Below are 26,508 nucleotides of genomic sequence, written 5' to 3'. Positions count from 1 at the left end.
TACGTTGTGTCGATGGGTCTTACCTGACCGTGACGCCTGTGGCTTGTCGTGACAGTGTCGGCAGGCCGTACGAGGTCACCCTTGAGCTTTGGCGGGACGGCACGCCGTACGGGATGGTGGGGGAGCGGTGCGGCTGGCTGCTCGCGCGCCTGGCGCGCGGGGTCGCGGACGCGCGCGACGGGCGCGGCGAGGCGGGGCTCTGGCCGGATCCCGACGACAGGTTTCCCGAGGACGAGCCGGAGGGTGAGCTGTTCTCCTTCCGTTACCGGACGCGGTCGGGCGCCATGGGCGGCGGTGAGCTGCGCTGTCAGCTGCGCACGATTCCGGTCTGGATGCCAGGTCAAGGCCGTCGGGGCGAGTGGCGGCTGACGCGCAGGGCCTACGTCGAGGCGTGGGGTCCCGGGGGCGTCGGCATGCGGGCCGTGCTGACTTCCGCGGAACTGGCGGTGTTCGTGGGGGTGCTGGTCACAGAGGCGGAGGGCTGCCTCGGGGGACGGGATCTCGCGAGGAATCCCGTTGAGGGGGCGGGCAACGCCTAAACGCGGTGATAATTGCCTCTTACAGGCACAGCATCGCTGGGAGGGCTCCGTGGGCCTGCGCGACCTGGTCTACCGGGTGTACGAACACCGGCTGGAGGCCAAGCTCAAGCTGTCGAAGGGCAACGGCCCCCGGCACGTAGGCGTCATCATCGACGGCAACCGCCGATGGGCCCGCTCGATGGGCCTGGAGGACGTCAGCAGAGGGCACCGTAAGGGCGCCGACAAGATCTCCGAGCTGCTCACCTGGTGCCGTGAGGCGGGGGTGGAGGTCGTGACCGTCTGGATGCTGTCCAGCGACAACCTCAACCGCCCCAAGGACGAGCTGGAGCTGCTCCTTCGCATCATCGAGGACGTGGTGCAGGAGCTGGTCGAGGAGGGCTGGCGGATCAGCCCGGTCGGCGCGCTCGATCTGTTGCCGGATAGGACGGCAAATGTCCTGAAAAACGCAAAGGAAGTCACATCACACCGTCCAGGGTTGATTGTGAACGTTGCGGTTGGGTATGGAGGAAGACGTGAGATTGCCGATGCGGTGCGCTCACTCCTCCAGGAGCAAGCAAGCAAGGGAGCCAGCATCGAGGACCTCGTCGAGGTTCTCGATGTCGAGCACATCGCCGAGCATCTCTACACTCGCGGCCAGCCCGACCCGGACCTTCTCATCCGGACCTCGGGGGAGCAGCGGCTTTCCGGGTTCATGCTCTGGCAGAGCGCTCATTCCGAGTTCTATTTCTGCGAGGCCTACTGGCCCGACTTCCGCAGGGTCGACTTCCTGCGGGCGCTGCGCGACTACGCCGCGAGACACCGTCGTTACGGTTCCTGATCCCGCATGGGGGTATCTGGTACGTAACGTTGAAAGTGACCGGCCGAAGGCCGATCACTTCGGAGGGGGCCCGCCTTTGCTGCGCAATCTGCTGAGGGGGGCCGGACCCCGGCGCCCGTCGGCGGGCGCGGGTCCGGTCCGATTCCCACCTCGTCTGCAGGGCGCCTGTCCCCATGGGCGCCCGGGGGAGAACGTGTGGCAGTGTCCTCGAGCAACCCTTCGACCAACTCCGGCAAGCGCACCTACGTGCTGGACACGTCGGTCCTTCTAGCCGACCCGGCGGCGATGACCAGATTCGCCGAGCATGAGGTCGTCCTCCCGATCGTCGTGATCACGGAGCTGGAAGGGAAGCGGAACCATCCAGAACTCGGCTACTTCGCGCGCAAGGCATTGCGTTACCTCGACGACCTGCGCGTGCAATACGGCAGGCTCGACGAGCCCATGCCCACCGGGGAAGGCACGATCAGGGTTGAACTCAACCACAGCGACCCGTCCATCCTGCCCGTAGGCTTCCGCCTCGGCGACAACGACACCCGCATTCTCACCGTGGCCCGTTCGCTGGCCGCCGAGGGACGCGACGTCGTGCTGGTCTCCAAGGATCTGCCCCTGCGGGTCAAGGCGGCCTCGATCGGCCTGTCGGCGGAGGAGTACCGCGCCGAACTGGTCGTGGAGTCGGGCTGGACGGGGATGGCCGAGATCCAGGTGACCACCGAGGACGTCGAGACGCTCTTCGAGCACGGCGCCGCGGAACTGGAGGAGGCCAGGGACCTGCCCGCGCACACCGGGCTGCGGTTGCTGTCGAGCAAGGGTTCGGCGCTGGGCCGGGTACTGCCCGACAAGTCGGTCAAGCTCGTGCGGGGCGACCGCGAGGTGTTCGGGCTGCACGGCCGCTCGGCCGAACAGCGCATCGCGCTGGAGCTCCTGATGGACCCCGAGATCGGCATCGTGTCGCTGGGCGGCAGGGCCGGCACCGGAAAGTCCGCCCTGGCGCTCTGCGCGGGCCTGGAGGCCGTTCTGGAGCGCCGCCAGCACCGCAAGGTCGTGGTCTTCCGCCCGCTGTACGCGGTCGGCGGCCAGGAGCTCGGCTACCTTCCCGGCACCGAGGGCGAGAAGATGGGCCCCTGGGCCCAGGCCGTCTACGACACCCTGGGCGCGGTGACCACTCCAGAGGTGATCGAGGAGGTCATCGACCGGGGCATGCTGGAGGTGCTGCCGCTCACCCACATCCGCGGCCGGTCGCTGCACGACGCTTTCGTGATCGTGGACGAGGCGCAGTCGCTGGAGCGCGGGGTGCTGCTGACGGTGCTGAGCCGCATCGGCGCCAACTCCCGCGTGGTGCTCACCCATGACATCGCCCAGCGCGACAACCTGCGGGTGGGCCGCCATGACGGCGTCGTGGCGGTGGTGGAGAAGCTCAAGGGGCATCCGCTGTTCGCCCACGTGACGCTGACCAGGTCCGAGCGTTCGCCGATCGCGGCGCTGGTGACGGAGATGCTGGAGGACATCACTCTTTAGCGTCCTTCAGTTTCCCGCAGATGTGTTGCCCCTCGTCCTGGGGCGCCCTGCTGGGGAACTGGCGGATGATCTTCACCTGCTCGAACTGCGTTTCCTGCTGGGCGGTGCAGACGATCTGCTTCTTGCCCAGCAGGGGCAGCGGCCCGGTGCCCTTGATGTACACCGTCAGCGTGGACGTCCGGGGCAGCCGGGTCTCGTCGCGGGTCACCGGGTCGAGCGAGTCCTGCATGCCTTCGTAGGTGAAGCCGCGCAGGGCGGTGTGCAGGCCGCCCAGCTGCCGGCCGTTGGCCTGGAACAACGCCGTGAGCAGGCTGTCCACGGTGTCGTTCTCCACGTCGGCCGGCTCCTTGGTCAGCGCGAAGCGCGCGCGCCTGCTGTCCTGCCGCTGGTCGACCGGCTTGAGCAGGTAGATGGTCTTGGACGGTGGCGGGATCTTGACCGTCGGAGGTCCTGCCACGTCCACCACGTTCGTGGGCGTGATCCCGCAGCCCGCCACCGCGAGGAGGAGGCCGGCCGCCAGCGCTCGCCCGCCGTTCACAGGCCCGGCAGCCAGACCGTGAACAGGGTGCCGGGACCCTGCCTGCGCACCGAGATCGTGCCGTTGTGGAGGTGCACGTTCGCCCTGGTGATGGCCAGGCCGAGCCCGCTTCCGTGGCTGCGCGAGCGTCCCGCTCCCGCCTTGAAGAACCGGTCGAAGACGTACGGCAGCGCCTCCTCGGGAATCCCGGCGCCGTGGTCGCGTACCTTCATCTCCAGCCCGTTCTCCGTGCCTCTGGCCGACACCTGGACCGGTGGGCCGCCGTGTTTGAGCGCGTTGCCCACCAGGTTGGCGACGATCACGTCGAAGCGGCGCGGGTCCACGGTGGCCGCCAGTCCCTTGGCCACGTTCACCTCCACGGTCTCCGTCCAGCCGCGTGTCTCCAGGCTGTCATGGATGGCGTCGTGGACGTTGACGGATTCCACGTTGAGCGTGGCCGTACCGGCGTCGAAGCGGCTGACCTCGATGAGGTGCTCGACGAGGTGGCGCAGCCGTTCGATCTCCGACAGCACGAGCCTGACCGCCTCGGCGGGTGCGTCGGGCAGCCGTTCGGCCTCCTCCATCAGCATGTCGGCCACCGCGGTCATCGCGGTCAGCGGCGTGCGCAGCTCGTGTGAGACGTCGGCGACGAAGCGGCGCGAGAGGGCCTCCAGCGCGCGTAGTTCGGAGACGCTGAGCTCCAGCGCGGCGGCGGCGTCGTTGAACCTGGCGGTCAGCGCGGCCAGCTCGTCCTGGCCGTGGACGGGCAGCCGCGTGTCGAGCCGGCCCTCGCCGAGCGCCTGGGCGGCGGCGCTGAGGCGGCGTACGGGCAGCAGCACGCTTCTGGCCGAGACCAGCGCGACGCCGAGGGCGATCAGCACGATGACAGCGCCGCCCTGCGCGAGCGAGCCCTTGAGGGTGGTGAGCTGGTCCTCTTCCTCGCGCATGGAGAAGAAGACGAAGGCGCGCAGCCCGCTGGCCTCGGGCACGGGGCCGTCCCTGCGGTAGACCTCGGCGCCGACGATCAGCCACACGTCGTCGCGGATCACCTGGCGCTGCTTGACCACGCCGCCGCGGGCCCTGCCGTGCAGCTCGTGCGGGACGTTGGCCATCGACAGCGGGCCCTCTGAGTAGCTGAGGTGGCCGTACTCGAGCGCGACGCTCCGCCCGGGGCCGTTGAGCGCGTCGGCGAGCAGCCGCAGGTCCTTGGAGTCGGGCGCCGCCTCGCCCTGGCGCAGGGTGCCGACCGGGAAGGTGATCTGGCGCAGCTCCCTGGTGACCAGGTCGACGGCGCTGTCCTCGGCCCGCTCGATGAGGGCGGCCTTGGCCAGCTCGTAGCCGATGGTGGCGACCATGACCGAGGCCGCCACGGCGACGAGCGTGAACGTGATGACCAGGCGGGCGCGCAGTCCGGTGGGCGGCCGCATCACGGAGGGCTGAACCGGTAGCCGAAGCCGCGGACGGTGTGGATGAACACCGGCTCGGCCGGGCGCGGTTCGATCTTCGCCCGCACTCGCTGGACGCAGGCGTCGACGAGGCGGGAGTCGGCCACGTGGGTGTGGTCCCAGACGACGCGCAGCAGGTAGCGCCGGTTGAGCACCTGGCCGGGATGACGCACGAGCTCCAGCAGCAGCCGCAGCTCGGTGGGGGTGAGGTGGATCTCCTTGTTGGCCAGCGTGACCTTGAGCGCGCCCCGGTCGATCATGAGGTCGCCGAAGGAGATGCGGTCGGATGAGGCCGACTCGGCTCGGCGCAGGATGGCCCTGATCCGCGCGTCCAGAACCCGGGGCTCGACCGGCTTGACCACGTAGTCGTCGGCGCCGGCCTCCAGTCCGACCACGACGTCGAGGTCGTCGCCGCGGGCGGTGAGCAGGATGACCGGCAGCTGGTCCAGGCGGCGGATACGGCGGCACACCTCGACGCCGTCGATTCCCGGCAGCATCACGTCGAGGATGGCGATCTCCGGGCGGCGGGACCTGATGTGGTCGAGCGCCTCCTCGCCCGTGGCGTAGGACGTCACGGAATGGCCCTGCCGGGTCAGCGCCAGCTCCAGGGCGGTGCGGACGGAGGGGTCGTCTTCGACGAGGAGGATGCCTGCCACGCGCACATTATTCTTCCACCCCGCGAATATCCGTGTTCTGTCATAAAAATGTGACATCACCGGGAAGGGTAGGCGGAAGTCTGTAATGAGGCTCTCCCTTCGGTTAGCGGGGCGCGAGGGGCGGGCCTTACGCATGTGACAAAAGTCACAGTCGCGAAAGAAAGACCTGTGTGGCCTGCTGGTCAGTCAATGGAACACCAACCGGATGTCGCGTTTTGGTTGCGGACCACCCCCTGGGACAGGGCATTCTCATAGGTCGTGAGCCCTGGTCCGGAGTTGAAGGAGCGCGAAGCGCCGCCGTCTCGCCGCAAGAAGAAGGCGATGAGCCCGAAGCGCGTGCTGATCTTCGGTTTGGCGGTCGTGATCGTGGCCGGTGGCGGTGGTTTCACCGCCTACACCGCGATCCAGAACTCCAAGGCCGTCCACACCCCGATCTCCCCCGAGGAGTGGGGCAAGATCGCCATGGGCGACTTCTACTCGCCGGATCCCAAGGCCGACTCCTACAAGGCCGCGGCGGTCACGGCGTACCAGAAGGACAAGCTCAAGAAGGAGCGCAAGGGCGTCGAGGGCCTCGACCCGGTCATCATCAAGAAGCGCGGGCCGGGCGGCGACGGTTTCCCGCCCGCCAACTTCCCGGTCGGCAGCAACCCCTCGCCCGGCAGCAACAAGGCGCTGGCCAAGGGGATGCTCGGCCAGTTCGGCTTCGGCGAGGACCAGTGGGGCTGCCTGGAGAAGCTCTGGCACAAGGAGAGCGGCTGGAACGAGCGGGCCATGAACCGCTACTCCGGCGCCTACGGCATCCCCCAGTCGCTGCCCGGCAGCAAGATGGCCAGCGCGGGCGCCGACTGGCAGACCAACGCCGCCACCCAGATCGAGTGGGGCCTCGGCTACATCAAGGGCCGCTACGGCACGCCTTGCGGTGCTTGGGGCCATTCCCAGGCCAAGGGCTGGTACTGACCCGCTATTCGATCGGCAAGCCGTCGCGCCTGATCCGGTAGTACGGCGCACCCTGGCGGCATGGCTATGAAGGTCAGCGTGATCGTCAGTGTCCATAATCCGGGTGCCGGCGCCGATCCGTGCATCCGCTCCGTGCTGGAGCAGACGTTGCCGCCGGAGGCGTACGAAGTGATCTTCGTGGACGACGGGTCCACGGACGGCATCGCGGAGCGCCTGGACACCGTGGCCGCGGTCCGCAGAAACGTGAGGGTCCTGCACCTGCCGCACACCGGCTCGCCCATGCGCGGGCGCAACATCGGCCTGGCCGCCGCCAAGGGCGAGTTCGTCTACTTCCTCGACCAGCGCGACCGCCTGGAGCGCACCGCGCTGGAGCACATGCACACGCGGGCCGGGGAGACCGACGCCGACGTGCTCGTCGGCCGCCTCGTCCGCGACTCGGGGCCGCCGATGACCGCGTTCGAGGCCAGCACCGCCCGCGCCGACATCCTGCGCGACCGGCTGCTCAGCCTGCTCACGCCGCACAAGCTCTTCCGCCGGGCGTTCCTGGAGAAGCACCAGCTGGGCTTCGCCGTACCCGGGGGGCGGATGGCCGAGCAGGCGTTCGTGGTGCGCGCCTATCTCCTGGCCAAGGTCGTCGCGGTGATGGCCGACCAGGTCTGCTGCCACCTCGGCGAGCGCGAGGAGGCGGACGACGACCTGCGTACGGTCGCCGGCGAGCTGCTGTCGCTGCTGAACGTCGTCGACGAGCACACCGAGCAGGGCCGCCAGCGCGACCGCATGTACGCCCACTGGCTGCGGTCCGTGGTGCTGCGCCCGTTCCTCAGCGCCCGCTTCGCCGGATCCTCGGTGGATCGCGGGAAGATGTTCACCACGAGCAGGGAGCTCGTGCTGGAGCGCTTCCCCGAGCGGCTCGACCGGCACCTGCCGGTGCACCTGCGCGCGGTCGCCGCGTTCCTGCGAGCCGGCCGCCTCGACCAGCTCGTCAGCTACGCCAACGCCACCCGCCGCGCGGACCTGCGCGCCGACCTGCTCGACGTGCGCTGGGACGGCCCCGTGCTCGCCCTCGGCCTGGCCGTGGAGGTGCTCGCCGCCGACGGCGAGCCCGCCCGCTACCGGGTGGAGGACGGGCGCCTGCGGTGGCTGCCGCCGTGCTCGCTCGACGACAAGGCCCTGCCGGATGCCGTCACGGACGTCACGACCGCCGTGGCGCGCGCCCGCATCGAGGTCTACGTACGGCACGCCGACACCGGCGTCGTCTACTTCCTGCCCGTCACCTACCACGTGGAACGTGTGCAGGAGGACGAGGACGTACGGCTGCGCATCGTCGGCGAGGCCAGGCTGGACGTGGCCGTCGCCGCGCTCGGCACCCCGCTCGCCTCCGGCCAATGGGAGGTCCACGTCCGCATGTACGGCGGCGCCCTCCAGGCCAGAACCCGCGTACGCCGCCCCGACGGCCCGCTCAACTGCCTGGGCATCCTGGCCCAGCGCCCCAGGCGCCGCCTGGTCGTCCCGTGCTGGACCGACGCCGGGGAGCTGGGCCTGGCCATCGAGCCGCGCTCGTTCTCCGAGTCGATCGCCCTGGTCTCGCCGGGCGCCAGCATCCGCAGGCAGGAGAACCACATCTACGTCGTCGTGCCCGTGCCGTATGTGCCGCCGAGCGGCGGCCCTCCGCTGGAGCTGGTACTGCGCAACACGGCCGGCCGCCTGCGCGAGATCTCCGCGCCCGCCCTGGTGGAGCCGGGCGTACCGGGCAGGATCGCTGGCCAGCTCGTGGCCAAGGTTCCGGTCAAGCGGCTGATGCCGGGCCGCGACCGGCTCGGTCCCGGCGCCTGGATGTCCTCGCTGCGCGCAGAGGACGACGAGGTGAGCCTGCGTTTCGGGCTGGAGATGCGCGGCAGCAGGGTCGAGGTGTGCGCCTCGACCGAGCTGGATCCGGCGCGGCGCTCGCCCATGGGACACGACACGATGCTGCGCCGCCTGGGCCGGCGGCTGCCGGGAGCCCGGCATCTGGTCCGCCTGGCCCGCGCGGGCAAACACCGCTACCTCAAGGACTGATACCTCAAGGGCCGGTACCTCAAGGGCCGACCCAGTCCTCCAGCTCCTCGAAGGCCTTCCTGAACTCGGGCAGGATGGGCCTGAGCCGGTCCGGGTAGGCGTCGACCAGGGCGTCCAGGTGGTTGCCACCCTCGACGCGGTGGTAGCGGAAGGGGCGGCGCGGGCCGACCATCTCGGCGTAGACGTCGGAGGAGCGCGCGATGGGCAGCAGGGCGTCGAGCGTGCCGTGGACGGTGATGAGCGGCTTGGTGATCCGGCCGGTCAGCGCGATCTTCGCCACGGCCGCGTACGGCCGGCGCTCGGCATACACATAGTCGGCCGGTGCGCCGGTGTAGGCCGGGTCCAGTTCCTTCTGGTAGAGCTGCTGGGTGAGCTCCCAGTAGTACTGGCGGTGGAAGGGCCACAGAAACTCCGACTCCGGCGGGAAGCCGGCCCGCAGGGGGCCGTGCTTGAGCGCCGTGGGCAGGAAGTCCAGCAGGTTGTCGCCCTTCAGCCGCCAGAGCGTGCCCTCCCAGTCGACGCCGCCGTCGTAGAGGTGGCCGCGGTTCTCCAGCTGCCACCTGACCAGGTAGCCGCCGTTGGAGATGCCGGCCATGAGGGTGCGGGCGGGCGGCCTGCCGTACCGCTGCCTGACGACGGATCTGGCGGCCAGCGTGAGCTGGGTGACGCGGTGGTTCCATTCGGCGACGGCGTCGCCGGGGCGGCGGCCGTCGGTGTGGAAGTCGAGGCCGACGTTGCCCTTGTCCGTGGCGGCGAAGGCGTAGCCCTTGGCGAGGACCCAGTCGGAGATGGTGAAGTCGTTGGCGTACTGCTCCCGGTTGCCGGGGGTGCCGGAGACGACCAGGCCGCCGTTCCAGTTCTTGGGCAGGCGGATGACGAACTGGGAGTCGTGGTTCCAGCCCCGGGTCTTGTTGCCGGTGGAGGTGTCGGGGAAGTAGCCGTCGATCTGGGTGCCGGGGACGCCGGTGGGGTTGGTGGTGGCCGCCGAGTGGAGACCGGCCCAGTCGGCGGGGTCGGTGTGGCCGGTGGTGGCCGTGCCGGCGGTGGTGAGGTCGGCGAGGGTGGCGGTGACCGTGCGCTCGGCGCCGGGGACGGTGAGCTGCGGGGTGGCGACGACCATGCTGCCGAGCAGGGTGAGGGTGGCCAAGGCGTGCATCAGGACCGTCCGAGGTGGTCGAGGAGGAGGCGGCGGAACTCCTGCGGGTGCTCCAGGTGGGGGCTGTGGCCGCAATTGGGCAGGACCGCTTCCTCGTAGGGGCCGTACCGCTCCAGGACGGCTCTGGTCTGGGCGATCATCGGCTGGGCCGGGGTGCCGGGGGAGCCGGGCACCACGCCGATCGCGCCGAGGTGCGCCAGGTCGAACGGCGAGGCGTCGGCGACGATCAGGTCGTCGGCGCCCCTGATCCACAGGATCGGCGGCTTCTCCGGGAGCTCGTGGAGGTCGTCGAGGCGGAAGTGCGTGGGTGCCAGGGCGTTCAGGACCCCGCTCTTGCCCGGGGCCACGCCGGGCCAGCGGTCGGAGGTGACGGCGTCGCCCGGGTAGTTGTGCTCGCCGATCCTGGTGGTGAGCATCGAGGCCACGTAGAAGTCCTCGTCGGGGACCGGGGCGGCGACGTAGGAGCTGCGGAAGACGGACCGGGGTGAGGTGGGGGACTCGTCCGTGGTGTCGCCGGCCTGGAGGCGGGCCACGAAGTCGGGGTTGGCCGCTCCGGCGCCCGCTCCGGTGCCGTCCTCGTGGGTGAGCCCGCCGTCGGGGCCCTCGGTGCCGCTGTAGCCGTAGGGGGAGACGGGGTTGACCAGGGTGATGCTCCTGACCAGGTCGGGGTGGTCGCGCAGGAGCTGCAGGACGACGCCGCCACCCATGCTCCAGCCCACCAGGTGGGCCTTGGGCAGGGTGAGCGTCTCGATCAGCTCGGTCAGGTCGTCGGAGAAGTCGCGCAGGCCGCGGGTGGCGTCGACGGGGGCCGGGTCGGTCTCGCCGAAGCCGCGCAGGTCGGGCGCCAGCGGCAGGTACGGCTCCGGCAGGGCCTTCAGGGTGTCGCGCCAGAAGGCGCCGGAGGAGATGTTTCCGTGGACGAACAGCACGGGCTCAGTCCCGTCGTCCCGAAATTTCAGGACGTGCTGGGTGAGGCGGGGGGTGGTGACTCTCACGCGTGGATCCTCTCAGCCAGGTCGCGGCCCTGGGTCTCCCTGGCCTTGTACACGGCGAACAGGGTCAGGAGGGCGGCGATGCCCAGGTAGATGGAGATCGGCACCGTGCTGTCGTACTCCCTGAGCAGGGCGACCGCGATCACCGGGGCCAGCGCGCCGGCCACGATGGCCGACAGCTGGGCGCCGATGGACACGCCGGTGTAGCGCGAGCGCGTGGCGAACAGCTCGGCGAAGAAGGCGGCCTGCGGGCCGTACATCATGCCGTGGAACAGCAGGCCGACCGTCACCGCCAGCGTGATCGCCAGGAAGTTGCCGGTCCCGACCAGCGGGAAGAACGCGAAGATCCACACGCCGATGCCGGCGGCGCCGGCGAGGTAGATCGGACGGCGGCCGACGCGGTCCGACAGCGCGCCCCACACCGGAATCGTCAGGAAGTGGATGGCCGAGGCGATGAGCACCGCGTTGAGCACGGTCGAGTTGTCGATCTTCTCGGCCTTGGCGTAGGTGATGACGAAGACCGTCAGCAGGTAGAACGAGATGTTCTCGGCGAGGCGGGCGCCGATCGCGGTCAGCACGTCGCGGCGGTGGTGGCGCAGCACGGTCACGATCGGCGGCGACTCCTCCTTCGGCGCCTGCTGGAAGACGGGCGACTCGGAGATCGACAACCGGATCCACAGGCCGATCAGCACCAGCACGCCCGACAGCAGGAACGGCACCCGCCAGCCCCACGACAGGAACGCCGACTCCGACTGCACCGCGGCCAGCACCGCCAGCACGCCCGTCGCCAGCAGGTTGCCGCCCGGCGCGCCCGCCTGCGGCCACGACGCCCAGAAGCCGCGCCGGGCGGAGTCGCCGTGCTCGGAGACGATCAGCACGGCGCCGCCCCATTCGCCGCCGAGGGCGAAGCCCTGCACCAGGCGCAGGACCGTCAGCAGCAGCGGCGCCGCCGCGCCGATCGCGGCGTGCGTGGGCAGGCAGCCGATGAGGAACGTCGCCGCGCCCATCAGCAGCAGGCTGACGACCAGCAGCGTCTTGCGGCCCAGCCGGTCGCCGAAGTGGCCGAAGACCAGGCCGCCCAGCGGTCTGGCGACGAACCCGACGGCGTAGGTGAGGAAGGCGAGCAACGTGCCGGTCAGGGGGTCGCTCTCGGGGAAGAAGAGCTTGTTGAACACCAGCGCGGCTGCGGAGCCGTACAGGAAGAAGTCGTACCACTCGATGGTGGTGCCGATCAGGCTCGCGCCGACGATCTTCTTGATGGAAGTGGCCATGCCGGTCACGCTAAAGAGTGACGGGCGTCACTCATATGGGGCTGTTCTCCACACTCTGGGGGGAGGTTGTGTGGCCGAGCCGGTGAAGGCGGAGCGCGAGCTGGAGCTCAAGGGCGCGCTCGGGTTCCTGCCAGCCGTCGCCCAGGAGTTTGGCGATGCGGTCCAGGCGCTGGGTGACGGTGTTGACGTGGATGTGCATGGCCTCAGCCGTACGCGAGGGCGAGCCGCCCGCGGCGAAGTAGGCCGCCAGCGTGTCCACCAGCGCGGTACCCCGGCGGGCGTCGTAGCCGCTCACCGGGCCCAGGACGGAGCCCACGAAGCCGGGCACGTCCTGGCCGTCGCCGATGAGCAGGCCCACGAAGCCCAGCTCGGCCGCGCCCGCCCCGTCGCCCGCCCGGCCCAGCGCGACCAGCGCCTGCGCGCACCGCTGCGCCTCCCGGTAGGCCGCCGTGACCTCCCCGTTCCTCGGTACGGCCGCGCCCGCCGTGGCCGGCCGGCCCAGGGAGGCGGTCAGCTCGGCGGCGATCCGGCGCGCGATTCCGCCGGGATCGTCACCCGGCAGCAGCAGCACGACCTCCTCGCCGCGCGCCGCCGCCAGCCCGTGCCGGACGGCCGCCTGCGAGGAGGCCCAGAACGCCGCGCGCTCGCGCTGTCCCTCGTACCTGGCCACGACCAGCACGTGCGGGGTGTCCAGGTCCAGGCCCAGCCTGCGGGCGCGGTCGGCCAGGCCGGGTGAGCCGGGCCGGGAGATCAGGTCGTCCAGGAGTTCGCCGCGCACCCGGCCCTCGGCCTCCGCGACGCTGCGCCGGAACAGCAGCAGCAGCGCGCACACCTGGGCGCCGCGTTCGAGTATGCGCTCGTCGGCATCGAGAATGTGGCCGCTGCGCAGCACCAGCGTGCACAGCGGCTCGCCGCCGACGTCGACGCTGGCGATGAGCAGTTCGCCGCGCCGTACGGTCCTGCCGAGGGCGCGCGAGGCCTGCGCCGCCTCGAAGACGCCGGGTTCGGGCCCGGCCGCGCCGGCGTCCCCCGCCAGGGGACGGCCGAGGTCGTCGAGGACGGCCAGCGTCCCGCCCAGCACCTCCGTGATCACCGCGGCCACGTTCTCGATGCCGCCGCCGCGCAGCACCACCGAGGTCATCCGGTCGTGGGCCAGCGCCGCCCGCTCGACCGCCGCCGCGTGCTCGCGCGCGGTCCTGTGCGCCTGGGACAGCTCGTCGAGGGCGTTGCGCGTCTCCTGGAGCAGCCGCGCGTTGTCGATGGCCACCGCCGCGTGCGCGGCCAGCGACGCCAGCAGCGCCTCCTCTTCCTGCAGGAACGGCCGCGCGCTGCGGTTGGCGGCGAACAACACGCCGATCACCCGGCGTCCCAGCCTGAGCGGCACCCCGAGGATGGCGACCAGGCCCTCCTCCTTGACCGCCGAGTCGATGGTCCCGGTGTGGTGGAAGCGCGAGTCGGCGGGATAGTCCGCGGTCGAGTACGGCCGCGCCGTCTGCGCCACGAGCCCGCCGAGCCCGTCGCCCATCCCGAGCCGCAGCGCCTGGAACGCCGCCGAGACGGAGCCGTCGGTGACCCGCATGTAGGTGTCGCCGCGCTCGGGGTCTCCCAGGGTGAGGTAGGCGGTGTCGGTGCCGAGCAACTGCCTGGCCCGGTGGACGATCGCCTCCAGCACGGCGTCGAGGTCGCGCAGCGCGGCCAGGTCCCCGGCGGTGTCGAACAGCGCCGACAGCTCGGCCTCGCGCCTGGCCCGGCGCCGCAGCAGCTGCCTGACCCGCAGCGCCTCCACCTTGGCCAGTTCGAGCCGCTCGATCTCGGCCGGGTCGGCGCCGGCCGCCCGCGCCTCGATGATCGGCCCTTCGAACTCGACCGCCGAGGCCTCCCGGGCGAGAAGTTCGAGGAAGCGCCTGACCACTAGCGTGCCGTCCAGCCGCCGTCGACGGTGAGCGTGACCCCGGTGATGAACGACCCGCTCGGTCCGCACAGGTACGCGGCCAGGTCGGCCACCTCCCCGGGCTCGATCAGCCGCTTGATCGCCTCGGGCCCGAGCATGATGTCGGTGAGCACCTGGCTCTCCGGGATGCCGTGCGCCCTGGCCTGGTCGGCGATCTGGCGTTCGACCAGCTCGGTCCTGACGTACCCGGGCGAGACGCAGGCGGAGGTGACGCCGTGGGGCGCGCCTTCGAGCGCGATCACCTTGGACAGGCCTTCCAGCCCGTGCTTGGCCGCCGTGTACGCCGACTTGTACGGCGAGCCCCGCAGCCCGTGCACCGAGGTGATGTTGACGAAGCGGCCCCAGCCCCGTGCGTACATGCCGGGCAGTACGTGCCCGGCGATCAGGAACGGCGCCTCCAGCATGACCTTGAGCATGGTCGCGAACGTCTCCGGAGGGAACTCCTCGATCGGGGCGACATGCTGGAAGCCCGCGTTGTTGACCACGATGTCGACCTCTTCAGGAAATTTCCTGACGAAGGCGGGCGCGGCGAGGTCGGCCACGACGGCCAGCCCGCCCGTCTCGGCCGCGACCTTCTCCGCCGCCTCCCTGTCCCGGTCGACCGCCACGACCGCGGCCCCCAGCGAGGCCAGCTTGAGCGCGCACGCGCGCCCGATCCCCGCACCCGCCCCCGTCACCAGGGCGGTCCGGCCGCTCAGCTCGTTCCCCATGCTCCCGACCATAGGCGCTGGCCGATTCCGGACGCATGGGTGCGGCCGACATACCTGGGTGTTGATCTATGTGGTCCACGCCGAGGTGCTAAGGTTTGGCCCATGAACGCGTTCTCGTACTCCTGGTGGCCCGTCTTCTAGGCGGACCCCCTAGCGTTCATCTCTACGGCCGCCTCGACGAGGCGGCCTTTCGCGTTCTTCCCTCCGCCTTGCCGAGCAGACTCGACACCCGGAGGCGTCACGTGACCACCACCTGGCCCGCACTTCTCACCACGCTGCTCGGCGGCGGGTCGCTGTCGGCGCGCGACAGCGCGTGGGCGATGGAGCAGATCATGTCGGGCGCCGCGACCGACGCACAGATCGCCGGTTTCGCCGTGGCCCTGCGCGCCAAGGGGGAGAGCGTCGAGGAGGTCGCCGGGCTCGCCGACGGGATGCTTGCCTGCTCGGCCGCGATCCGCATCCCCGGCGACCCCGTCGACCTGGTCGGCACCGGCGGCGACCGGGCCAACACCGTCAACGTCTCCACCATGGCCGCGATCGTCGCCGCCGCGGCGGGGGCGAAGGTGGTCAAGCACGGCTCCCGCTCGGCCAGCTCCGCCTCCGGAGCGGCCGACGTGCTGGAGGAACTCGGGATCGCCATCTCCCTGGACCCGGCGGCGGTGGCCGAAGTGGCCGACGAGGTGGGGATCACCTTCCTGTTCGCCCCGATCTTCCATCCCTTCCTGCGCCACGCCTCCAAGGCGCGCGGGCAGCTCGGCGTCCCGACCGTCTTCAACTTCCTCGGCCCGCTCACCAACCCCGCCCTGCCCGCCGCGCAGGCGGTCGGCGTCTTCCACCCGCGCATGGCCGAGGTGATCGCGGGCGTGCTCGCCGAGCGCGGCGGGTCCGCGCTGGTCTTCCGCGGCGACGACGGGCTCGACGAGCTGACCACCACCGGTCCGTCCACCGTCCACGTGGTACGGCGGGGCGCGGTGCACCGGACCGCCTTCGACCCGGCCGACCTCGACATCCCCAGAGCCACCGTGGCCGACCTGCGGGGCGGCGACCCGGCCCGCAACGCCGACGTCGCCAGGCGGGTCCTGGCCGGAGAGCGGGGCCCGGTGCGCGACATCGTCCTGCTGAACGCCGCCGCCGCCCTGGTCGCGGCCGATGGGACGCCACCGGCCGGCGACCTGACCGAGGCGCTGGGCAAGGCGATGCGGCGTACCGCCGACGCCGTGGACTCCGGCGCCGCCGCCGACCTGCTCACCCGGTGGGCGGCGGCCACACAGGCGGCGTACCTCAAGAGAGGGAAAGCGGACCCAGGAGCGCCTTGACGTCGGCGTGGAAGGCGGGGCCGGGGGTGATCGTGTAGGCGGGCAGGCTCATCAGGACGTCCTTGCCCGCCGCACGGCGTACCCGCAGGTGGACGGGGGTCTGACCGGGATGCGTGGTCAGGATCCGCTTGAACTCCCGCACCAGCCGGACCGTCAGCTTCTCCTCCTCCAGCCGGATCACGAGCGGCGGGCCGGGCACCGTCAGGAACGTGACCTCCTCGCCGTAGACGCTCAGCGTCTCGTCGCGGACGTTGACCCGGCCGCTGACGGACACCACGTCGTCCTGGGCCAGCGACTCCCCGCACAGCGTGTAGACCTTGGGGAAGATCAGGCATTCGACGGCGGCCTCGTGATCCTCCAGCGTGACGACCGCCCAGGGGTGCCCCTGCTTGGTCACCTTGCGCTGCAGGCCGGAGACGATGCCGCTGACCCGGGTCCTGGCGTCCTGACGGCCCGAGGCCAGCAGGGCGGCGATCGTGGTGTCGCGGTGGGCGCGAAGGAGCTCCTCGGCGCCGTCCAGCGGGTGGCCGGAGACGTACAGGCCGAGCATCTCCCGCTCGTGGGCCAGCAGCGTGGGCTGCTCCCACTCCTCGTCGGGGATCGGGGCCGACAGGGCGTCCTCGGCGAACAGTGAGTCCTGGCCGTGGCCTTGGTTGCGTTTGAGGCCGATGACCGCGTCCACGGCCTGCTCGTGCACGGCGACCAGCGCCCTGCGGCGGTGTCCCAGGCTGTCGAACGCCCCCGCCTTGGCCAGCGACTCGATGACCCGCTTGTTGCAGACTGCGGCGGGCACCTTGCCGAGGAAGTCGTTGAAGCCGGTGAAAGGGCCCTTCTCGGTGCGCGCGGCGACGATGGCCTCCACGACGTTGGCGCCGATGTTGCGCACCGCGCCGAGGCCGAAGCGGATGTCGGCGCCGACCGCGGCGAAGTCCAGCCGGCTGGCGTTGACGTCGGGTGGCAGGACCTTGAGTCCGACGCGGCGGGCGTCGGCCAGGTAGACGGCCATCTTGTCCTTGTCGTCGCCGACCGAGGTGAGCAGCGCGGCCAGGTACTCGCTGGGATGGTTGGCCTTGAGGTAGGCGGTCCAGTAGGAGACCAGGCCGTATCCGGCGGTGTGCGACTTGTTGAAGCCGTAGCCGCTGAACGGGACCAGGACGTCCCAGACGGACTTGATCGCCGGATCGGAGAAGCCGTTGGCGCGCATGCCGGTCGAGAACCGGTCCCATTCGGCGTCCAGCACCTCTTTCTTCTTCTTGCCCATGGCCCTGCGCAGCATGTCGGCGGCGCCCAGCGAGTACCCGGCGAGCTGCTGGGCGATGGCCATGACCTGCTCCTGGAAGACGACCAGGTGGTAGGTGTCGCCCAGGATCGGCTCCAGGGCCGATTCCAGCTCGGGGTGGATCGGCTCGACCGGCTGCTTGCCGGTCTTGCGCAGGGCGTAGCTGGTGTGGGCGTTCATCTCCATCGGGCCGGGCCGGTAGAGCGCGTTCACCGCGGCGATGTCGGTGAACGTGGTCGGCTGCATGAGCCTCAGCAGGACCCGCATGCCGCCGCTGTCCAGCTGGAAGACGCCGAGCGTGTCGCCGCGGGCCAGCAGTTCGTAGGTCCTGGCGTCGTCGAGCGGGACGTCGAGGATGTCGATGTCCACACCCTTGTTCGCCCGTACGCCGGCTGTCGTGTCCTGGATGACGGTGAGGTTGCGCAGCCCGAGGAAGTCCATCTTCAGCAGGCCCATGTCCTCGGCCTGGGTGAAGGGGAAGGCGGTCACGACCGGGCCGTCGGCCTTGGGCTTGGCCAGCGGGAGCACGTCCAGCAGGGGCTCGCTGGACAGGATGACGCCGGCGGCGTGGATGCCGGTGCCGCGTACCAGGCCCTCGACGCCGGTCGCGGTGTCGATCACCTGGCGGACCTCGGCGTCGGCGGCGTACATCTGCCGGAGTTCCGCCGCTTCGCCGTGGCGGGGGTGGTCCTCGTTGTGGATGGCCTGCAGCGGGATCTCCTTGCCGCCCACAGACGCGGGGAAGGCCTTGCTGATCCGGTCGCCGAGCGCGTACGGGTGGCCGAGCACGCGGCAGGCGTCCTTGACGGCGGCCTTGGCCTTGATCGTGTTGAAGGTGACGATCTGGCAGACGCGGTCGTCGCCGTACTTGCGGGTGACGTAGTCGATCATCTCGTCCCGGCGGCGGTCGTCGAAGTCGAGGTCCACGTCCGGCATGGTGATCCGCTCGGGGTTGAGGAACCGCTCGAAGATCAGCTTGTGCTCGATCGGGTCGAGCTCGGTGATGCCGGTGCAGTAGGCGACCATGGAGCCGGTGGCCGAACCTCTGCCGGGCCCCAGGCCGATGCCGTTCTCGCGAGCGTGCCGGCAGATGTCGGCGACGACCAGGAAGTAGCCGGGGAAGCCCATGGTTTCGATGACCGACAGCTCGTAGTCGATGCGGTCCAGGACCTCTTGCGGCGGGTCGCCGGCGTAGCGGCGGCGGGCGCCGCGCAGCGACTCCTCGCGCAGCCAGCTCGACTCGCTCTCGCCCTGTGGCACCGGGAACCTCGGCGTCAGGTCGCGGTGGGCGAAGACCTCGGCGTAGTCGCCGACCCGCTCGGCCACGAGCAGGGTGTTGTCGCAGGCGCCCGGAACCTCGGAGTCCCACTGGGCGCGCATCTCCTCGGCGGGCTTGAGGTAGTAGCCGCTGCCGCCGAACCGGAACCGGTCGGCGTCGGCCAGCCGCTTGCCCGTGCCGATGCACAGCAACGCGTCGTGCGCCTGGGACTGCGACTCGGTGACGTAGTGGGAGTCGTTGGTGGCCAGGGGCGGCAGGCCGAGCGCCGTGCCGATGCGCAGCAGGTCCTCGCGGACGCGGCGCTCGATGGCCAGGCCGTGGTCCATCAGCTCCAGGAAGTAGTCACCGGGTCCGAAGACGTCGCGGTAGCGGGCGGCGGCGGCGAGCGCCTGGTCGTACTGGCCGAGGCGCAGCCGGGTCTGCACCTCTCCCGAGGGGCAGCCGGTCGTGGCGATGACGCCTTCGTGATGCTCGGCCAGCAGTTCATCATCCATGCGCGGATATTTCTGGACGTGTCCCTCCAGCCAGGCCCGCGACTGCAGCCGGAACAGGTTCCGCAGCCCCGCCGCGTCCGCCGCCCACATCGTCATGTGCGTGTACAGCCCGCGCCCCGACACGTCGCCGCCCGCCCCGGTCTCATCGTCGGAACGCCGCAGCGACAGGTCCTCGCTCCAGAACACCGGCCGCCGGTCCCGCCGCGAGGCCGGCGCCACGTACGCCTCGATCCCGATGATCGGCTTGACGCCGGCCCCGCGCGCCGCCTGGTGGAACTCGTAGGCCCCGTGCACGTTGCCGTGATCGCTCATGGCCACGGCCGGCATCCCCAGCCTGACCGCCTCCGCCATGAGCGGCGCCACCTTGGCGGCGCCGTCCAGCATGCTGTACTCCGTGTGCACGTGCAGGTGTGCGAAGGACCTCATGCCACTCCTCTTGGTTGTACGCTCAGCGCGGAACCCGAGCATTCGACCCAAGGCTGACCGGGGTTGTCCAACAATCGACACGCGGAAATGCACAACGTGTGGTTGTGTTAGGAGGTAGCGGTGGAAGGTCCCGAGCTCGACCTCGGCGCGGTGCGCGCGTTCGTGGCGATCGCCGAGGATCGCTTCTTCAGCGACGCCGCCGTCCGCCTCGGCATCAGCCAGCAGGCCGTCTCCAAACGGATCGCGAAGCTGGAGTCGGACCTCGGGCTGACGTTGTTCTACCGCACGCGCGGCGGCGCCGACCTCACCCAGGACGGCGCCGCCTTCCTGACGCACGCCCGCGCCCTCGTGGGCCTGGCCGACCAAGCCGTCGAGCTGGCCAGGCGGCGGCACCGCGCGCTGCGCGTGGACGTGCTGGACACCCGGGTCGCCTCCATCGAACTGGTCCGCTCCTTCCACCGCGCCCGCGGCGCGGCCGACATCGACGTCGTCACCTCCAACGGCCTCAGGAGCGCCCGCGAGAGCCTCGGCAAGGGCCACGTGGACGCCGTCTTCGCCCGCGCAGAGGGAGCGCTGCCCGACACGCTGGAAGTCGTACCGGCCTACCTGGAGCCGCTCTCTCTCCTGGTCGGCAGGACGCATCCGCTGGCCGGGCGCAGGCGGTTCGAGACCGCGGACCTGGCCGGGATGACCGTGTGGATGCCGGGCAACGAGGAGGGCAGCGAGTGGGCCGGCTTCTACGCCGAGATGGCCGCCGCCTTCGGGTTCCGGGTGGACACCTCGGGGCCGGACTTCGGCTGGGAGCACTTCGTGGAGACGGTGGCGCTGGGAGAACGGGTCAGCTTCGCGGGCGAGCGGACCCGCATCCCCCGGCATCCGGGCACGACACAGATCCCGCTGGTCAACCCGTCACCGGCCTATCCGTGCTCGCTGATCGTGCACCGGCGGAACCGGCGCGCGATCCTGCGGGCGTTCGTGGGGCACGTGCGAGAGGGCTTCCGCACCATCGCCCCGGACCGGCACTGGCTGCCCGCCCGGGACCGCGAGGTGTTCCGCCGGCCGGGCTAACGTGGGTGACGGGGGTGGTTCGGGCCGGAGTGAGGTCCCCTCGGGCGGGCCGGAGTGGGTCCCCTCGGGCTGGCCGAGGGGTTTCCCTGTCGGGTGGTCAAGGGGGGCCGTTGCGGTGGGGCGTGTGTCCGACGTGGGAAGCGACCCCCACGATCGGCGCCCGCCCGCGTCGGCGGGTGGGGTGGGGGCGGCTTCGCCGTAACGTATGGGCGGTCAGGAAGCGGGCTTGGTCATGGAGAGCACGTCGAGGAGGGCGTCGAGCTGAGGCTCGGTGAGGGCGCCGCTGGCGACGTGGCCGCGTTCGATGACGACCTGGCGGATGGTTTTGCGTTCGGCCAGTGCCTGCTTGGCGACCTTGGCCGCCTCCTCGTAGCCGATGTAGCGGTTGAGCGGCGTCACGATCGACGGCGACGACTCCGCGTACTCGCGCAGGCGCTCCACGTTCGCCGTGATGCCGGACACCGTGCGGTCGGCGAGCAGGCGTGAGATGGCGGCCAGCAGGCGGATCGACTCCAGGATGTTGCGCGCCATCACCGGGAGCTGGACGTTCAGCTCGAACGTGCCCGAGGCGCCGGCGAACGTGATGGCCGCGTCGTTGCCGATGACCTGGGCGGCGACCATGGCCGTGGCCTCGGGGATGACGGGGTTCACCTTGCCCGGCATGATCGACGAGCCGGGCTGCAGGTCGGGCAGGTTGATCTCGCCGAGCCCCGCGCGGGGGCCCGAGCCCATCCAGCGGAGGTCGTTGGCGATCTTGTTCAGGGAGACGGCCACGACCTTGAGCTGCCCGGACAGCTCGACGATCGAGTCCTGCGCGCTCTGCGCCTCGAAGTGGTCGTCCGCCTCGCGGAAGGCGATGCCGGTAGCCTCACGCAGCTTCGCGATCGCCTGCTCGGCGAAGCCCGGTGGCGTGTTGATGCCGGTGCCGACCGCGGTGCCGCCCAGGGGGAGTTCGAGCACGTGGGGCAGCGCCGAGCGCACCCGGGCCAGGCCGTGCTCGATCTGCGCCGCGTAGCCGCCGAACTCCTGGCCCAGGGTGACCGGAGTCGCGTCCATGAGGTGCGTACGGCCGGACTTCACATGGTCGGCGAACTCCGCGGCCTTCGCGCGCAACGCCGCCGCCAGGTGCTCAAGGGAGGGCAGCAAGTGGAAGGTGACCTCGGTCGCGGCGGCCACGTGGATCGAGGTCGGGAAGACGTCGTTGGACGACTGCGAGGCGTTGACGTGGTCGTTCGGGTGCACGGGCCGGCCCAGCCGCTCCTCGGCCAGGCTGGCGATCACCTCGTTGGCGTTCATGTTGGACGAGGTGCCGGAGCCGGTCTGGAAGACGTCGATGGGGAAGTGCGCGTCGTACTCGTTGTCGGCCACGTCGGCGGCCGCCTGCGCGATCGCCTCGGCCAGGTCCTTGTCGATCACGCCGAGCTCGCCGTTGACCTCCGCGGCCACGGCCTTGATCAGGCCGAGCGCGGCGATGTGGGCCGGCTCAAGCGGGCGGCCGGAGACCGGGAAGTTCTCCACGGCGCGCTGGGTCTGCGCCCGCCAGCGCGCCCCCGCCGGCACCCGGACCTCGCCCATAGAGTCATGCTCAATCCGAAACTCGCTCATGGCCCCAGTCTGTCTCATGGGTGAGCTCAGCTGACGAGCGCCACGATGAGGATCGCGATGATGACCGCGGTCGCCGCCGCCACGGCCATGAGGATGAGCATGCCGCGCTTGTTGCCGGTCTGCGGCGGCTCCTGCTGGGTGCCGGCGATGGCGAACAGGTCGGTGCCCAGCCCCTTCTCCTCGAAGATCGGCGGCGGCTGCGGTGGTTGCTGCTGCCGCGGGCGCATGTGCGGGGGCGGCGGGTAGACCTGCTGGCCGGGCGGGTAGACGCGCATGGTGTTGACGTCCCCCTCGTCGACCGGCGGCCGGCGCACGGGTGGAGCCGGAGGCTGGGGGCGGGACGTGGGGTGGGGCGCGGTGTTGGCCGAGGCCGGGTAGGCGGGGGCCTGTGGGTTGCGTACGGGCGGGGCGGCGGGAGGCTGGGCCGGAGGACGGGTGGCCGTGGGCATCTGGGGTGGTTTGGGGACCCGTACGGCGATCGTGCGGTCCGGGTCGTAGCCCTCGGCGGGCCTCGGGGGACGCGGCGGCGCCTTCGGCGGTTCGTCCTTGATGATCGGGATCTCACTGGTGGGCGTGTCGGCGACCATCCTGAGCATGGTCTCGGCCTGCGCCGCGCTCAGCCGCTGCTTGTAGTCCTTGTTCAGCAGCCCGGTCAGCGCCGGGCGCAGCGGCCCCGCTTGCGTGGGCAGGTCGGCGCTCTCGCTGAGCAGCGCCGCCAGCGTCTCGGCGATCGACGAGCGCTCGTACGCCGGCCGGCCCTCGACCGCGAAGTACAGGGTCGCGCCGAGCGACCAGATGTCTGATTCCGGCCCGGTGTATTCGCCTCGGGCGCGTTCCGGAGCGGTGTAGCCGGGCGAGCCGATGACCATGCCGGTCTTGGTGAGCTTGCTGTCGCCCTCCTGCTTGGCGATGCCGAAGTCGGTCAGCACCACCCGCCCGCTCGCGGTGACGAGAACGTTGCCGGGCTTGACGTCGCGGTGGGTGATGCCCTGGGCGTGCGCGGCGCGCAGCGCGCCCAGCAGGTCGACGCCGATCTCGGCCACGAGCCGCGGCGGCAGCGGGCCCTCCTCGTCGATGACCTGCTCCAGCGAGCGGGCCTCGACCAGCTCCATGATGATCCACGGGCTGTTGTCCTCGATGATGACGTCGTGGATCGAGGCGACCGACGGGTGGTTGATCCTGGAGGCGGTACGGCCTTCCCTGACCATGCGCTCGCGCAGCTCGGCACGCTGCTCCTCGCTGAGCCCGGGATCCTGGCGAATCTCCTTGACCGCCACGTCCCGGCCGAGGGCGCGATCACGGGCGCGCCACACGGTGCCCATGGTGCCCCGGCCAAGCGGGGCCGTCAGCTCGTAGCGCTCCGCGAGCAGGCGTGTGTGCTGTTCCGGCATGGGTAGAAGATATCGATTCTCGCTTAGGAAGTGCTTTACCCTCGCTTGCGAAGTTCTCGTGGCCAGAAGCGACGAGGAAGGCACAACTTTATCACCGCAGCTTTAAATCGGGCATAAGCCGACAGAGTGGGACGTGGTTCCACGCGCTTGCGGTGCACGCCCTCGCCCTGCCTGCGCTCCATCCTGGGCCCGGGTACGGCCAGCGCGGCCGCCGTGGCCTCCGCCCGATGCAGCCCGCGATGCGCGGGCCTGCGCGCGAAAGACGGGGTGGTGATCACCGGCGTCGGCCGCGCGCCCCTCTTCACCGGCAGCGGCTCCTCGGCCGAACCGCCCGCCGCCACACGGGCCAGCATCAGCGACGCGCGCACCGAGTCGAGCCGGGTCTCCGGGTCGATGCGCAGCAGGGCGTCGAGCACGGGCGCCAGCGGGCCCGCCTTGGCCATCGGGATCGGTTCGCCGCTGGTCAGGGCGGCCAGGGCGGCGGCGGCCGTACGCCGGCCATGGAGACCTCTGCCCTCGGCGGCGGTGTAGAGGGTCGCGCCGAGCGACCACAGGTCGGCGGCGGGGCTGGCCTTGGCGCCCAGCACCCGCTCGGGCGCGATGTAACCCGCGGACCCCAGCACGATGCCCGCCTGGGTGATCGAGACGTCGCCTTCCAGCGCGGCCAGGCCGAAGTCGGTGAGCACCGCGCGGTCCTCGGTCACCAGCACGTTGCTGGGCTTCACGTCGCGGTGCAGGATGCCCTTGGCGTGGACGGCGCGCAGCGCGCCCAGGATCTGGCGGCCGATCTCGGCGGCCTTGCGCGGGTGGAGCGGTCCGTCCTCAAGGATGAGCTGCTCCAGGGACTTGGCCTGGAGCAGCTCCATCACGATCCACGGCCGGTCGTCCTCGGTGACCACGTCGAAGACGGTGATGACCGAGGGGTGGGCGACCATCGCGGTGGCCCGGCCCTCGCGCTCGGTGCGGGCGCACAACTCCGCGCGCAGCTCTTCGTCGAGTACGGCCGGCAGCCGCACCTCCTTGACCGCCACGTGCCGGTCAAGCAACTCGTCATGCGCTCGCCAAACGGTGCCCATGCCACCGCGGCCGACCGGCTCCAACAACCGGTAGCGCGCGGCGAGGAGGTAACCGGCGGGCGCACGCATGGCAGGCAGCTTACCTATTTGTGTAAACCGACCAGTAGAGGCCGGGCCGATAAAAAGTTGCGAACTTTGGTCAACTCGCTTGACTTGTGACGTCAGCGAACCTACGCGTCACGTCGTCCCAGTTGATCAGGCTCCACAGCTTCTCCACATAGTCCGGGCGGACGTTGCGGTACTGCAGGTAGTACGCGTGCTCCCAGGCGTCGAAGACCAGGAGCGGCGTGCTGTTCATGCCGACGTTGCCATGGTGGTCGTAGACCTGCTCGACGACCAGGCGTTTGCCGAGCGGTTCCCACGCCAGGATTCCCCAACCGGAACCCTGCACCCCGGCGGTGGCCGTCGTCAACTGCTTCTGGAAGGCCTCGAACGTGCCGAAGTGCTCGTCGATGGCCGCCCGCAGCGCGCCGTCGGGACGGTCGCCGCCGTCGGGGGAGAGGTTCTCCCAGAAGATCGAGTGCAGCACGTGGCCGGAGAGGTTGAACGCGAACGTCTTCTCCAGGCCGACCAGCCCGCCGAACTCGCCCTTGTCGCGGGCCTCCGCGAGGCGCTCCAGGGTGTCGTTGGCGCCCTTGACGTACGCCGCGTGGTGCTTGGCGTGGTGCAGTTCCAGGATCTCGCCGGTGATGGCGGGCTCCAGCGCCGCGTAGTCGTAAGGCATGTCAGGAAGGGTGTACTCCCCCATGTGTCCTCCTAGTCGATCACTGGCATCCGACACTATTGCAACTATCTCGCAACTGCATCAGACCTGCGACCTAGGTCTAGCCCTTCTTGCGAGTTATTCGCAAGTAAGACATCATGGCAAGAGTCAGTTAGGTCCTGGTCGTGCGGGCGAGCGGTCTCCGTTCGCCCGCACCGCCGTTTGTGCCTGCGGCCGGTTCGTCCCCAACTCCCGTTGTAGGGGGACCCCTGAACCCGCTTACGAAACCCTTGTCGCGTCTTGTCAGTGGGTTGTAGGTGTGCGGTAAGAGGTACGGCGCAGAGTGAAGCCATGAAGCAGGCAGGCAGCCCCCGAAACTGTCGGTCCCGATCGTCAGAATGAGGGCAAGCGCCCAGACCTTAGGGACGTGATGAAGATGCGCCAGACCCAGATCAGGCCCCGTCCGAAGAAGCCCGCCGGGACCGCGCTGGACCTCCGCACTCCGTCAGGGCGCAAGCTGCCCTTCTGAAAACCCCAAGCTTTTCCAGGAGTCACCTGAGAGGTGCACGATGTGCGGTCACCAGCCGATCTGCCCCACTGCCTACTCCGCCGACCGTGAGGCGTCGCACGTGATCTCGGCCCACCCTGACCAGGGCTGGAGCCTGCTGTGCAATGGCGTGGTGCTGTTCGACGACACCGGGCTGCTGCTGCCGGACGGCACGATCGTCGCGCCCCATCGGGAGCCGGTCGCCGCCTGAAAGGCAAGGTCCTCCACCTTGGCGCGCTTCGCGCGTGGGAGGTTCCGGGCGTTCTTCCAGTCGAGCTGAAGCTCGGCCCCTGTCGATCCTCACTCCGCTCGGGTCCCCTCCCCAAGGCGCGCCTCCGGCGCCCCGGGGTCAGGACGAGACGCTCAATCCCGGCTGGACGCCTTCCGCGATTGGGCTTGGACGCCTCCGGCAGGAGCCCAGACAAGATCGCTTTGAACGAGCGGGCCTAGCTTCCGTCCGGCTCGCCGGCACGCCGCCGCCATGCCGGCTCCTCATACAGGTCCGACCACTGTCCCCGCCGCAGCCTGTTCTGCCAGAAAGCCGCCACGACGGCAGCGAGCAGCAGGCCGGCCACTGCCGCGACGCCACCTGCGGACAGCAGCAGTTCTGGGGCCCAGGCGCTCATCCCGCCGACCGTGATCGCTCCCGCGAACACCAGCGTGAGCACGACCCGGTCCGTGACGCCGATGGACCGCCGTTGGCCGACGTGCACGCCGTCGGCCGGGAGCAGTTCCGAGCAGGG

General features: G+C 70.5%; 22 protein-coding genes. 8 read left to right on the top strand and 14 right to left on the bottom strand.

Translation table 11 applies throughout. The features are described 5' to 3' along the window. Positions 1-38 precede the first annotated feature (38 nt). From ACIBI5_RS27925 to ACIBI5_RS27915, 3 genes are all read left to right on the top strand, one after another. On the top strand, positions 39-539 hold the full coding sequence (locus tag ACIBI5_RS27925) for a hypothetical protein (RefSeq protein WP_397251668.1): 501 nt from the start codon (positions 39-41) through the stop codon (positions 537-539). 49 nt (positions 540-588) lie between these two features. After that, on the top strand, positions 589-1,356 hold the full coding sequence (locus ACIBI5_RS27920) for an isoprenyl transferase (RefSeq protein WP_184967670.1): 768 nt from the start codon (positions 589-591) through the stop codon (positions 1,354-1,356). A 195-nt stretch (positions 1,357-1,551) separates the two neighbouring features. Continuing rightward, positions 1,552-2,871 carry a PhoH family protein gene (locus ACIBI5_RS27915; protein WP_379610720.1) on the top strand — a complete coding sequence of 440 codons (1,320 nt, stop codon included), beginning with the start codon at positions 1,552-1,554 and terminating at the stop codon, positions 2,869-2,871. On the opposite strand, the gene ACIBI5_RS27910 is transcribed toward ACIBI5_RS27915, so the two are convergent. From ACIBI5_RS27910 to ACIBI5_RS27900, 3 genes are read right to left on the bottom strand one after another with little or no spacing between them, the layout of a single operon-like run. Next, entirely contained in the window at positions 2,861-3,409 is a 549-nt protein-coding gene (locus tag ACIBI5_RS27910; protein WP_397251666.1) for a hypothetical protein, read from the bottom strand. The two genes, ACIBI5_RS27915 and ACIBI5_RS27910, sit on opposite strands and share 11 nt — an antisense overlap. Next, positions 3,406-4,815, bottom strand: a complete 1,410-nt coding sequence (locus ACIBI5_RS27905; RefSeq protein WP_397251664.1) for an ATP-binding protein — start codon at positions 4,813-4,815, stop codon at positions 3,406-3,408. Before ACIBI5_RS27905 ends, ACIBI5_RS27910 begins: the two co-directional genes overlap by 4 nt. Continuing rightward, positions 4,815-5,489, bottom strand: coding sequence for a response regulator transcription factor (locus ACIBI5_RS27900; protein ID WP_184967676.1), 675 nt, complete (start codon positions 5,487-5,489; stop codon positions 4,815-4,817). Before ACIBI5_RS27900 ends, ACIBI5_RS27905 begins: the two co-directional genes overlap by 1 nt. 321 nt (positions 5,490-5,810) lie before the next feature. Between ACIBI5_RS27900 and ACIBI5_RS27895 the strand changes: the two genes are divergently transcribed. Both ACIBI5_RS27895 and ACIBI5_RS27890 read left to right on the top strand, forming a co-directional pair. Continuing rightward, positions 5,811-6,446 (top strand): lytic transglycosylase domain-containing protein, encoded by a 636-nt coding sequence (locus ACIBI5_RS27895; protein ID WP_397251662.1) that lies wholly within the window; start codon positions 5,811-5,813, stop codon positions 6,444-6,446. 60 nt (positions 6,447-6,506) lie between these two features. Beyond that, positions 6,507-8,501, top strand: coding sequence for a glycosyltransferase family 2 protein (locus ACIBI5_RS27890; RefSeq protein ID WP_397251660.1), 1,995 nt, complete (start codon positions 6,507-6,509; stop codon positions 8,499-8,501). A 19-nt stretch (positions 8,502-8,520) separates the two neighbouring features. Here the strand turns inward: ACIBI5_RS27890 and ACIBI5_RS27885 are convergent, their stop codons facing one another. The 5 genes from ACIBI5_RS27885 to ACIBI5_RS27865 are packed head-to-tail and all read right to left on the bottom strand — an operon-like array spanning position 8,521 to position 14,581. Continuing rightward, entirely contained in the window at positions 8,521-9,657 is a 1,137-nt protein-coding gene (locus tag ACIBI5_RS27885) for an alpha/beta hydrolase family protein (protein ID WP_397251659.1), read from the bottom strand. Further along, positions 9,657-10,652, bottom strand: coding sequence for an alpha/beta fold hydrolase (locus tag ACIBI5_RS27880; protein ID WP_397251657.1), 996 nt, complete (start codon positions 10,650-10,652; stop codon positions 9,657-9,659). The genes ACIBI5_RS27885 and ACIBI5_RS27880 overlap by 1 nt, the downstream gene beginning before the upstream one ends. Next, a complete protein-coding gene (locus ACIBI5_RS27875) occupies positions 10,649-11,920 on the bottom strand; it encodes an MFS transporter (RefSeq protein WP_397251655.1) in 1,272 nt (423 codons plus the stop codon). Before ACIBI5_RS27875 ends, ACIBI5_RS27880 begins: the two co-directional genes overlap by 4 nt. A gap of 31 nt (positions 11,921-11,951) precedes the next feature. Then, on the bottom strand, positions 11,952-13,832 hold the full coding sequence (locus tag ACIBI5_RS27870; protein ID WP_397251653.1) for a helix-turn-helix domain-containing protein: 1,881 nt from the start codon (positions 13,830-13,832) through the stop codon (positions 11,952-11,954). Then, positions 13,832-14,581 (bottom strand): 3-hydroxybutyrate dehydrogenase, encoded by a 750-nt coding sequence (locus ACIBI5_RS27865; protein ID WP_397251651.1) that lies wholly within the window; start codon positions 14,579-14,581, stop codon positions 13,832-13,834. The genes ACIBI5_RS27870 and ACIBI5_RS27865 overlap by 1 nt, the downstream gene beginning before the upstream one ends. 242 nt (positions 14,582-14,823) lie before the next feature. Between ACIBI5_RS27865 and trpD the strand changes: the two genes are divergently transcribed. Continuing rightward, entirely contained in the window at positions 14,824-15,897 is a 1,074-nt protein-coding gene (gene trpD, locus ACIBI5_RS27860; protein WP_397251649.1) for an anthranilate phosphoribosyltransferase, read from the top strand. On the opposite strand, the gene dnaE is transcribed toward trpD, so the two are convergent. Then, positions 15,863-19,375, bottom strand: a complete 3,513-nt coding sequence (gene dnaE, locus ACIBI5_RS27855) for a DNA polymerase III subunit alpha (RefSeq protein WP_397251647.1) — start codon at positions 19,373-19,375, stop codon at positions 15,863-15,865. The genes trpD and dnaE overlap by 35 nt on opposite strands. Before the next feature lie 120 nt (positions 19,376-19,495). Here dnaE and ACIBI5_RS27850 point away from each other — a divergent pair, with 120 nt between their 5' ends. Further along, positions 19,496-20,443 carry a LysR family transcriptional regulator gene (locus tag ACIBI5_RS27850; protein WP_397251645.1) on the top strand — a complete coding sequence of 316 codons (948 nt, stop codon included), beginning with the start codon at positions 19,496-19,498 and terminating at the stop codon, positions 20,441-20,443. Positions 20,444-20,656: 213 nt separating this feature from the next. Here the strand turns inward: ACIBI5_RS27850 and ACIBI5_RS27845 are convergent, their stop codons facing one another. The 4 genes from ACIBI5_RS27845 to ACIBI5_RS27830 all read right to left on the bottom strand — a co-directional run bounded on the left by ACIBI5_RS27845 (position 20,657) and on the right by ACIBI5_RS27830 (position 25,263). Further along, entirely contained in the window at positions 20,657-22,048 is a 1,392-nt protein-coding gene (locus tag ACIBI5_RS27845; protein WP_397251643.1) for a class II fumarate hydratase, read from the bottom strand. Between the two features lie 26 nt (positions 22,049-22,074). Continuing rightward, a complete protein-coding gene (locus tag ACIBI5_RS27840) occupies positions 22,075-23,523 on the bottom strand; it encodes a serine/threonine-protein kinase (RefSeq protein WP_397251641.1) in 1,449 nt (482 codons plus the stop codon). Further along, a complete protein-coding gene (locus ACIBI5_RS27835; RefSeq protein WP_379610702.1) occupies positions 23,475-24,584 on the bottom strand; it encodes a serine/threonine-protein kinase in 1,110 nt (369 codons plus the stop codon). The genes ACIBI5_RS27840 and ACIBI5_RS27835 overlap by 49 nt, the downstream gene beginning before the upstream one ends. Before the next feature lie 70 nt (positions 24,585-24,654). Next, a complete protein-coding gene (locus ACIBI5_RS27830; protein ID WP_184967702.1) occupies positions 24,655-25,263 on the bottom strand; it encodes a superoxide dismutase in 609 nt (202 codons plus the stop codon). A 524-nt stretch (positions 25,264-25,787) separates the two neighbouring features. Here ACIBI5_RS27830 and ACIBI5_RS27825 point away from each other — a divergent pair. Then, entirely contained in the window at positions 25,788-25,976 is a 189-nt protein-coding gene (locus ACIBI5_RS27825) for a DUF5999 family protein (RefSeq protein ID WP_397251639.1), read from the top strand. Between the two features lie 235 nt (positions 25,977-26,211). Here ACIBI5_RS27825 and ACIBI5_RS27820 read toward each other — a convergent pair whose 3' ends face one another. Continuing rightward, entirely contained in the window at positions 26,212-26,478 is a 267-nt protein-coding gene (locus ACIBI5_RS27820; protein WP_397251637.1) for a hypothetical protein, read from the bottom strand. Positions 26,479-26,508: the final 30 nt, after the last annotated feature.

This window comes from Nonomuraea sp. NPDC050540, assembly GCF_044457485.1.
GTDB lineage: Bacteria > Actinomycetota > Actinomycetes > Streptosporangiales > Streptosporangiaceae > Nonomuraea.
The sequence above is the reverse complement of the archived record's forward strand: the minus strand, read 5'-3'. Positions and strand labels throughout refer to the sequence as shown.